The 9,644-nt window shown below is 72.4% G+C and carries 8 protein-coding genes; 1 reads left to right on the forward strand and 7 read right to left on the reverse strand.

Annotated features, from left to right (window positions below):
• Nucleotides 1-163 precede the first annotated feature (163 nt).
• The 7 genes from ACZ5OX_RS24450 to ACZ5OX_RS24480 form a co-directional block, all read right to left on the reverse strand.
• Nucleotides 164-751, reverse strand: coding sequence for a hypothetical protein (locus tag ACZ5OX_RS24450; protein ID WP_465632932.1), 588 nt, complete (start codon nucleotides 749-751; stop codon nucleotides 164-166).
• A 202-nt stretch (nucleotides 752-953) separates the two neighbouring features.
• Nucleotides 954-1,757 carry an exodeoxyribonuclease III gene (locus tag ACZ5OX_RS24455; protein WP_465632934.1) on the reverse strand — a complete coding sequence of 268 codons (804 nt, stop codon included), beginning with the start codon at nucleotides 1,755-1,757 and terminating at the stop codon, nucleotides 954-956.
• 136 nt (nucleotides 1,758-1,893) lie between these two features.
• Entirely contained in the window at nucleotides 1,894-3,684 is a 1,791-nt protein-coding gene (gene ggt / locus ACZ5OX_RS24460) for a gamma-glutamyltransferase (RefSeq protein ID WP_465632935.1), read from the reverse strand.
• Nucleotides 3,685-3,975: 291 nt separating this feature from the next.
• On the reverse strand, nucleotides 3,976-5,082 hold the full coding sequence (locus ACZ5OX_RS24465; protein WP_449788825.1) for an ROK family glucokinase: 1,107 nt from the start codon (nucleotides 5,080-5,082) through the stop codon (nucleotides 3,976-3,978).
• Complete coding sequence (locus ACZ5OX_RS24470) at nucleotides 5,079-6,026, reverse strand: ATP-binding cassette domain-containing protein (protein ID WP_465632938.1); 948 nt, start codon at nucleotides 6,024-6,026, stop codon at nucleotides 5,079-5,081. Before ACZ5OX_RS24470 ends, ACZ5OX_RS24465 begins: the two co-directional genes overlap by 4 nt.
• Nucleotides 6,023-7,069 carry an ABC transporter permease gene (locus ACZ5OX_RS24475; protein WP_465632940.1) on the reverse strand — a complete coding sequence of 349 codons (1,047 nt, stop codon included), beginning with the start codon at nucleotides 7,067-7,069 and terminating at the stop codon, nucleotides 6,023-6,025. Before ACZ5OX_RS24475 ends, ACZ5OX_RS24470 begins: the two co-directional genes overlap by 4 nt.
• On the reverse strand, nucleotides 7,066-8,079 hold the full coding sequence (locus tag ACZ5OX_RS24480) for a sugar ABC transporter substrate-binding protein (protein WP_449788885.1): 1,014 nt from the start codon (nucleotides 8,077-8,079) through the stop codon (nucleotides 7,066-7,068). The genes ACZ5OX_RS24475 and ACZ5OX_RS24480 overlap by 4 nt, the downstream gene beginning before the upstream one ends.
• Before the next feature lie 317 nt (nucleotides 8,080-8,396).
• Between ACZ5OX_RS24480 and ACZ5OX_RS24485 the strand changes: the two genes are divergently transcribed.
• On the forward strand, nucleotides 8,397-9,530 hold the full coding sequence (locus ACZ5OX_RS24485; RefSeq protein WP_449788828.1) for an alpha/beta hydrolase: 1,134 nt from the start codon (nucleotides 8,397-8,399) through the stop codon (nucleotides 9,528-9,530).
• The last annotated feature ends 114 nt before the right edge of the window (nucleotides 9,531-9,644 follow it).

Below are 9,644 nucleotides of genomic sequence, written 5' to 3' on the forward strand. Positions count from 1 at the left end.
TCCTGACCGCCTGGTCGTCGGATCACTGGGTCGTCGGGTCAGCGGACAGCCGCATCGCCGGATCACCCGACCGTCCGACCGTCCGACATACCGCCGTGCCGCCGGCCCTCAAGGGCTCCGGCGGCGCGACACGGGGACGCGCCCTCGGGCGCGGGGCGAGGCCTCAGGCACCGCGCCTCCGCAGCAGCCAGAAGCCGCCGACGCCGCCCCCGACCAGCGCGAGGCCGCCGGCCAGTTCCGCCGGATTCGCCGCGACCGAGCCGCCGAGGCCGGTCTGCACGGAGCCGTGCGGGGCGACCTGCCGGCTGTCGGCGCCGGACTGCCCGAGCGAGCCGGCCCACTCCCCCGCGGCCTCGCCCCACTCGCCGAGGCTCCTGTCGGGGGTGGTGGAGGTCTCGGCGGCGACCTTGACGGTGGTGGCGAAGGCCCCGCCGTCCGGGCAGGTGCCGTCGACCCTGCTGTCCCCGGCGTACTGGCCGGCCAGCCGGGCGGAGCCGCTGTGCTTGCCGTCGGGGCCCAGGGTGAGGGTCGCCGGGCCGCCTTCGAAGGCGGCGGAGCGGGCGGTGACGGTCTTGGCGTCGGGCTTGTCCGACTTCTCGCAGGAGACCGTGACCCGCACGGTCTGGCCCGGTGCGGCCTGGGACGGGCTGACCGAGGCGGAGCCGTCCCTGGCGGATGCCAGGGGGGCCGTCAGGCCGGTCAGCGCCGTCGCGCCGATCAGGGCGGCGGCGGCCGTACGCATGGGGCGCATGCCGGAACCTCCGGGATTCTCGGGCGCGGCCGGGGACTCCCATGTCCACGTGCTCGATCAACCGCACCCGGTCATTCACCGACGGTAGGGACCCGCCTCGCGCCCGGCCAGCGCTCACACCCGTTCGGGTTACGACCCGTGACCCGCTGTGATGCCGGTCATGGCGCCGCCGTGCCCACTGCCGTGCCGCCCGCCGACCGGATCAGAGGTCGAGGTCCACCACGACGGGCGCGTGGTCCGAGGTGCCCTTACCCTTGCGGGCCTCGCGGTCCACGTAGCTGTCGGTGACGGCGTCGGCGAAGGGCTTGTTGGCGTAGGTGAGGTCGATCCGCATGCCCCGGTTCTTGGGGAAGGCCAGCTGGCGGTAGTCCCAGTAGGTGTAGGGGCGGTCGTACTTGAGCGGGCGGGGCAGCACGTCCCGGAGGCCGATGTCGCCGAGGGCCGTGAGCGCGGCGCGCTCGACCGGGGTGACGTGGGTGAGGCCCTCGAAGGCGGCGGTGTCGAAGACGTCCTCGTCGGTCGGGGCGATGTTGAAGTCCCCGAGGACGGCGAACGGGCGGGAGCCGGCGGCGTCCTCGGCGGCGGCCTTGCGCAGCGCCTCCAGCCACTCCAGCTTGTACCGGTAGTGCGCGTGGCCGACCTCGCGGCCGTTGGGCACGTAGACCGACCAGACCCGGACCGGGCCGCAGGTGGCGGCGACGGCGCGCGGCTCGACCTCGGGCAGGAGGGCGCCGTCGGCGAGGTAGCCGGGCTGGTCGGGCAGGCCGCGCACGACGTCCTCCAGGCCGAGCCGGGAGACGATCGCGACGCCGTTCCAGCGGCCGGTGCCGTGCGCGGCCGTCTCGTAGCCGAGCTCGCGGACCGCCTCGTACGGGAAGGCGTCGGCCGCGCACTTGAGCTCCTGGAGGCAGAGCACGTCGGGCTTGGCGCTCTCCAGCCACTCCAGGAGCTTGGGCAGCCGCGCGGTGACGGAGTTGATGTTCCAGGTGGCGATGCGGACGGTCACGGCGGGCGGCCTTCCCGGTGGTTCGGTGCGGACGGGTGTGCGTCGGGTGTGCGGACGGGCATGACGGACGGGGTGGGCCTCCCCTCGCGGGAGACCCACCCCGAACATACCGCCCGGCACCGACAGGCCGGTCCGATCAGCGTGCGGGCCGGACCACCGCGGCCGAGCCGCCGCCGCGCCGCGCCGGTTCCGCGGCGGCCACCCAGCGGCCGTCCGGCAGCCGTTCCACGCCGGTGGCGGCGCCGATCTCACCGCTGCTGACGAAGCTGTGCCCGAGGCCCTCCAGCGCGGCCCGTTCGGGCAGGGCCAGGAAGCCGGGCTCGGCCTGGGTCGCGGCGCTGTTGCGCTGGCTGGCGCGCGGCGCGGCGATGGCCTGCTCCAGGCTCAGGCCCCGGTCGAGCCGCCCGAGCAGCACCTGGAGGGTGGTGGTGATGATGGTCGCGCCACCCGGGCTGCCGGTGGCGAGGAGCGGCTCGCCGTCGCGCAGCACGATCGTCGGGGACATCGAGGAGCGCGGCCGCTTGCCCGGGCCCGGCAGGTTGGGGTCGGGGACGCCCGGGGCGAGCGGGGTGAAGTCGAAGTCGGTCAGCTCGTTGTTGAGCAGGAAGCCCCGGCCGGGGACGGTGATGCCGCTGCCGCCGGTCTGCTCGATGGTGAGCGTGTAGGAGACGATGTTGCCCCAGCGGTCGGCGACCGTCAGGTGGGTGGTGTTGGGGCCCTCGTACGGCTCGGGGACGGCCTGGCCAGTGTCGGCGCAGGGCGCGGGGTGGCGCGGGTCGCCGGGGGCGAGCGGGCTGGTGAGCGCGTGGTCCGGGCTGATCAGGCAGGCCCGGGCGGCGGCGTGGCGCTCGGAGAGCAGCTGCCTGGTGGGGACGTCGCTGAAGGCCGGGTCGCCGACCCACCGGTTGCGGTCGGCGAAGGAGATCCGGGAGGCCTCCAGGAAGTGGTGGTAGTACTGGGTGCTGCTGTAGGCGGAGACGTCGCCGCCGTCCTCCAGGATGTTGAGCGCCTCGCCGACGGTGGTGCCGCCGGAGCTGGACGGGGCCATCGCGTAGACGTCGTAGGCGCCGTGGGAGACGTGGGTGGGCGCCTGCTCGCGGACCCGGTAGTCGGCGAGGTCGGTGGTGTCGACCTTGCCGGGGCGGACGCCCCGGCCGGAGGCCGGGTCGACCGGCGGGTGCTGCACGGTGTCGGCGATGTCCCGCGCCAACTCGCCCTGGTAGAAGGCCTTGACGCCGTCCTTGGCGAGCAGCCGGTAGGTGGCGGCGAGGTCGGGGTTGCGCTGCACGCTGCCGGTCTCGGGGGGCTTGCCGTTCGGCAGGTAGAGCTTGGCGGTGGCCGGGAAGTCCTTGAACCGGGCGTAGTTGTCGGCGGTCTGGTTGCGGAAGGTGTCGTCCACGACGAAGCCGTTGTCGGCGATCCGCTCGGCCGGTTCGAGGTTCCGGGCGAGCGAGCGGGTGCCCCAGTGGCGCAGCGCGGCGTCCCAGGTGGCGGGGGTGCCGGGGACGCCGACGGACAGGCCGCTGGTGACGGCGTCGGCGAAGGCCAGGGGTTTGCCGTCCTCCAGGAAGAGGCCGCTGTCGGCGGTGCGGCCGGCGGTCTCGCGGCCGTCGATGGTGTGCACCCGGCCGGTGGCGTGGTCGTAGTAGACGAAGTACCCGCCGCCGCCGATGCCGGAGGAGTACGGCTCGGTGACCCCGAGGGCCGCGGCGGCGGCGACGGCCGCGTCCACCGCGTTGCCGCCGTTGCGCAGCACCTCGATGCCGGCGGCGGTGGCGTCGGCGTCGACGGTGGCCACCGCCCCGCCCCAGCCCACCGCCTCCGGCACCTTCGACGGCGGGGCCGCGGCGCCGGCCGGTCCGACGCCGGACCAGACCAGTGCGGTGGTGAGTAACAGAGACGGCGCGAGACGGGCCAGAGCTCTCATGCGAGTCCTCCTGAGTCGACGTCAACTCATCAGTTGTTCCACAGGAGGCATGATCCGACAACCACACCGCGCCGATATCAATGGGTAGTTGACGGGGCTACAGGGCCGGCGGGTTCGGTGGGAGCGGAACGGCAACAGCCGACAGGTTTCAGATGACAGAAAACGAAATCTGTCATCTGAAACCTGTCGGCTGTTCGTTGTCAGCTGTCAGCTCTCAGCTGTCGGCCGTTCGTCGTCAGCTGTCAGCTGTCGACCGTCCGCCGTGAGCTGTCCGCCGTCAGCGGCTCCCCGCTACAGCGCGCTGCGCTCCACCCGCCGGCGCTTGATCGTGCGGAAGCGCCGCGCCACCTGCCGGGCCAGGTCGGCCGCGCCGACCAGGCCGGCCTCGTTGCCGAGGGCGGCGTGGACGATGGCGGCCTCCGGGCGGAAGCCCCGTCCGGTGAGGGTGCGGCGGAAGGTGTCCCGGGCGGGGCCGAGCAGCAGGTCGCCCGCTTCGGAGACCCCGCCGCCGATCACGAAGCGGCCCGGGTCCAGCGCGGCGGCCAGGTTGGCGATGCCGACGCCGAGCCACGTGCCGACCTCGTAGAGCAGCTCGGTCGCGGTCGGGTCGCCGTCCTGGGCGGCCTCGGTGACCAGCGGCCCGGTGATGCCCTCGACCGTGCCGCCGGCCCGGGCCAGCAGCGGCTGCACCACCGGCGACTCCTCGGCGACCAGTTCGCGCGCGTCGCGCACCAGCGCGTTGCCGGAGGAGTACTGCTCCCAGCAGCCCCGGTTGCCGCACGGGCAGCGGTGGCCGCCGGGCAGCACCTGCATGTGCCCGAACTCGCCCGCCAGGCCGTACTTGCCGCGGTCCACGTAGCCGTCCCGGACCACCGCGCCGCCGATGCCGGTGCCCAGGGTCAGCATCACCATGTGGTCCTCGCCGCGGCCGGCGCCGAAGCGCCACTCGGCCCAGGCGGCCGCGTTGGCGTCGTTCTCCACGATCACCGGGAACCGCAGCCGCTCGCTGAGCGCCTCCTGGAGCGGCTCGTTGCGCCAGTTGAGGTGCGGGGCGAACAGCACCTTGGAGCGGTCGGCGTCGACCCAGCCGGCCGCGCCGATGCCGACGGCGTGGACGTCGTGCCGGTCGGCGAGCTGGAGCACCAGCTCGACGATGACGTCCTCGACGACCTTGGGGCTCTTGCTCTTGTGCGGCGTGTCCGTGCGCAGCTTCTCCAGCACCTTGCCCTCGCCGTCCACCACTCCGGCGACCACCTTGGTGCCGCCGATGTCGACGCCGATGGTGGGCAGTCGCAGTATCCCGGCGGGCAGGGCGCGGCGGCGGCGCTCGGCGCGCGGGCCGAGGCCGAGCAGGGTGGGCAGGACGGGCGGCCGGGTGCTGCCTTGGGAGCTGGTCACAGCTGCGGACGCTCCTCACGGGGGTCGGACGGATCGGAGTCGGAATCTCCGGAGCCGGAACCTCCGGAGCCGGAAGGGCCGGAGCCGGAAGCGCCGGGGGCGAACGGACCGGAGAGGGACGGACCGGAGACGGACGGCCTGGCCAGCTCGTGCGACAGCTCCGCGAGGTCGGAGCCGCCGGCCATCTCGGTGGTGAGCTGTTCGAGGCTGATCTCGGCCCGCGGGTGGCTGCCCGCCATCCGCCCCCGCTTGAGCAGCGTGAAGTGGTCGCCGACCAGGTACGCGTGGTGCGGGTTGTGGGTGATCAGCACGACCCCGAGTCCGGCGTCGCGGGCGGCGGTGACGTACTTGAGCACCACCCCGGACTGCTTGACGCCGAGCGCGGCGGTGGGCTCGTCCAGGATCAGCACCCTGGCGCCGAAGTGCACCGCGCGGGCGATCGCCACGCACTGGCGCTGTCCGCCGGAGAGGGTGCCGATCGGCCGGTCGACGTCGTGCAGGTCGATGCCCATCCTGGCGAGCGCCTCGCGGGTGGTGGCGCGCATCCCGTCGGCGTCCAGCCGCAGGCCGCCCCAGCGGCGCATGCCCTGCTCGGAGCCGAGGAAGAAGTTGCGCCAGACCGGCATCAGCGGGACGACCGCGAGGTCCTGGTAGACCGTGGCGATGCCGCGGTCCAGGGCCTGGCGCGGGGAGTCGAAGCGGACCTCCTCCCCGCCGACGGTCAGGGTGCCCTCGTCATGCTGGTGCAGCCCCGCGATGATCTTGATCAGGGTGGACTTGCCGGCCCCGTTGTCACCGAGCACGCAGCTGATCTCGCCGGCCCGCAGGGTCAGCGAGACGTCCTGCAGCGCCCGGACGGTGCCGTAGCTCTTGCCCACGCCGTCCAGGGAGAGCAGCTCGTCCCCGGCGGAGACCGTGGAGGCCGCCGAAACGTCCTTGCTCATCGCGGCCCCCGCTCGGCCCGGCGCTTGACGTAGGCGTTCAGCAGCGCGGCCAGCAGGAGCATCGCGCCGAGGAAGAACTTGAACCAGTCCGGGTTCCACTGGGCGTAGATGATCCCCTTGCTGGCCATGCCGAAGATCAGCGCGCCGAGCGCGGAGCCGACCACCGAGCCGTAGCCGCCGGTGATCAGGCAGCCGCCGATGACGGCCGCGACGATGTAGATCAGCTCGTTGCCGACGCCCTCGCCGGACTGCACGGTGTCGAAGGAGAACAGCAGGTGCTGGCCGAGCACCCAGGCGCCGAAGCCGACGCCCAGGTAGAGCAGGGTCTTCGTCCGGGCGACCGGCACGCCGACCGCGCGGGCCGCGTCCGCGTCGCCGCCGACCGCGAAGATCCAGTTGCCGAAGCGGGTGCGCAGCAGCACCCAGCTGCCGACCACGAGCAGGCCGAGCCACCACCAGACGGTGGCCTTGATCGCCAGTCCGCCGATGGTGACCTCGGAGGCGAACAGCCACCGGCAGGAGGCGAAGCCCTCCATGTCGGCGATCGACTTGGTGGAGACGGTGCCGGAGATCGCCTTGGTGACGCCCAGGTTGGCGCCGGTCAGCATCAGGAAGGTGCCGAGCGTGACGATGAAGCTGGGCAGCCTGGTGCGGCCGAGCATCCAGCCGTTGAACCAGCCGACGGCCAGCGTGGTCGCCAGCGAGACCAACACGCCGACCCAGGTCACGGCGGTGAACTGGTACGAGACCATCGAGGAGGTCAGCGCGGCGGTGGTGACCAGCACGCCGGCCGAGAGGTCGAACTCGCCGCCGATCATCAGCAGCGAGACCGGCACGGCCATGATCCCGATGGTGGAGGCCGCGTACAGCACGGTGCCCATCGAGGAGACCCGCAGGAAGGGTTCGGCGACGGCGGCGAAGACCACGAAGACCGCGACGGCGGCGATCAGCGAGCCGAGCTCGGGGCGGGCGAGGAGCCGCCGCAGGGCCGCCGGACGGTCGTCGAGCAGGCCGTCCCTGGCGAGGAGGTCGGGGGTGCTCACCTGGTCCCCCTCGCGACGTACTCGGCGAGCGCGTCGGCGTTGTCCTTGGTCAGGATCTGCGGGCCGGTCTCGACGGGCTTGCCGCCGCCGAGCATGTTCAGGTTGTACTTGTACAGCCAGATCAGGTCGACGCCCGTGTAGCCCTGGAGGTAGGGCTGCTGGTCGACGGCGAAGCCGACGCTGCCGGACTTCAGCCCGGACACCACCTGGGTGCCCAGGTCGAAGGTGTCCAGCTCGACGCCGCGGTGGGCGTCCTGGATGGCCTGGAGGCCGGTGGCGGCCATCGGGCCGGAGAGGGTGAGCACGGTGTCGATGGACGGGTCGGCCTGGAGCTTGGCGGAGATCGCGGCGCGGGCGTCGGGCATGTCGACGCCGTTGACGTAGAGCACCTGGAACGTTCCGCCGGCCTTGGACTGGGCGCCGGAGCAGCGCTGCTCCTGGCCGACGTTGCCCTGCTCGTGGATCACGCAGAGGGTGTTCTTGCGGCCGCGCGAGGCCAGTTCGGCGCCGGCCGCCTGGCCGGCGGTGGACTCGTCCTGGCCGACGTGGGTCAGCGCGCCGAACTTCTGCGAGAACTCCTGACCGGAGTTGATCGTGATCACGGGGATGCCGGCGGCCTTGGCCTTGCCGAGGACGTCGGCCATGGCGTCGCCCTTGGCGAGGGTGACCAGCAGGCCGTCGACCTTCTGGTCGATGGCGGCCTGGACGAGCTGGACCTGGTTCTGGGTCTGCGCGTCGTTGGAGTACAGGAAGGTGATGTTGTCCTTGGCGGCGGCCTGCTCGGCGCCCTTGCGCACAGTGTCCCAGAAGGCGTCGCCGGCTCCGGCGTGGGTCACCATGGCGACCTTCCAGCGCGGGGTGGTGACGGCGCTGGCGCCGGTGGCCGCGGCCTTGGCGCGGGCCTCCTCGGCGCGTCTGCCTCCGGTACTGCTGCAACCGGCCGCGGTGACCGCGAGTGCCAGAACGGCGCACACGGGCCAGAAGCGGCGGGACGGGCGAAAGCGGGTGATGCTCATCCCCATAGTCTCCCTGCCCGTGCCGCGCGCGATCGCACCGCCTCGCCCGGCAGGTCGAACGGCCTGGGAGGTAAGGTGCCCCGGGGGACCTTTCCTGGTAGTTCGCTGAGCACCTGGTCCGGACGGCGTCCGTTCGGGTGGCAGACTTAGGTGCCGGTCCGAAGGGGGTTCATCACGAGAAAGTGATGTTCCTCTCAGGTTCCGCACAGATTCGGACGGCAACCGATCATCGGTCCATCGCCGTCTGATGCCATTGACGTGCGTCCGGGCGAGTGGGGCCCGGGCGGCGTGCGACCCGGATACGAGAATCGATGGAACTGACAGGTACGCCATTCTTCCTCCTCACCGTCATCCTGGTGCCGGTCTCCATCGCGGTGGCGCTGCTGTTCTGGGGGAAGGTCGGCGGCCCCAAGCCGGTGCGGTACCTCACCCGGATCGTCATGATCATGTTCTGCCAGGTCACGGCCGTCCTGATGGTCTTCGTGATGGTCAACAACGCCAACCTGATCTACGGCAACTGGGACGACCTGCTCGGCACCGGCAACCACGTCCGCGCGGTGCCCGTGGTGACCCCGGTCGACCCGGCCGCGGCCGCACCGGGCCAGAGCGCCGCCGACGCCGCCAAGGAGCCGCCGAAGGTCAAGCAGAGCTTCGGCGGCGTCGATGACCCGGCGGTGCCGAAGGACGTGCAGCGGACCGAGCTCAAGGGCCAGGTGTCCGGCGTCGACGGCGAGGTGCTGGTCTGGCTGCCGCCGCAGTACAACGACCCGGCGTTCAAGGACAAGAAGTTCCCCGTGGTCGAGCTGATCCCGGGCTACCCCGGCTCCTCCTCCACCTGGTACGGCACCCTCAAGGTCTCCGACCAGCTCAAGCCGCTGATGCAGCAGGGCAAGGTCGCCCCGTTCATCCTGGTCTCGCCCCGCACGAAGCTGCTGAACAACCAGGACGCGGGCTGCACCGACATCCCCGGCAAGATCAACGCCGACGCCTGGATCACCCGCGACGTCCCGCAGATGGTGCTGGACAACTTCCGCGCCGACCCGTCCGCGGACCGCTGGGCGATCGCCGGCTACTCGGCCGGCGCCCACTGCGCGGCCAAGATCTCGCTGGCCCACCCCAACCGGTACCGGGCCGCCATCGCGATGTCCGGCTACAACGACCCGGCCCAGGAGCCGGACTCCCTGGTCGGCAAGGACGCCAAGCTGCGCGAGGCCAACAACCCGGTCAACATCCTGAAGACCGCCGCGCAGCCGCCGAAGGTCGCCCTGCTGGTCAGCGGCTCCAAGGGGGACGGCTTCGAGGACGGCGAGGCGATCCGCGCCGCGGCCAAGGCCCCGACCACCGTCCAGGTCGAGGAGGGCTCCGGCCCGCACACCACCGAGCAGTGGAAGAAGATGGTCCCGTCCGCCTTCCAGTGGCTGACGTCCGTCATCCCGGTGCAGTGACGGACCGGCAGTAGCGAACCGTACGGGCAGGGGGGGGGGGGGGGGGGGGGGGGGGGGGGGGGGGGGGGTGCGGGGGGGGGGGGGGGGGGGGTTTTCCCGTTTGGAGACGGGGAG

It is taken from the genome of Kitasatospora sp. NPDC032121 (genome assembly GCF_055580145.1).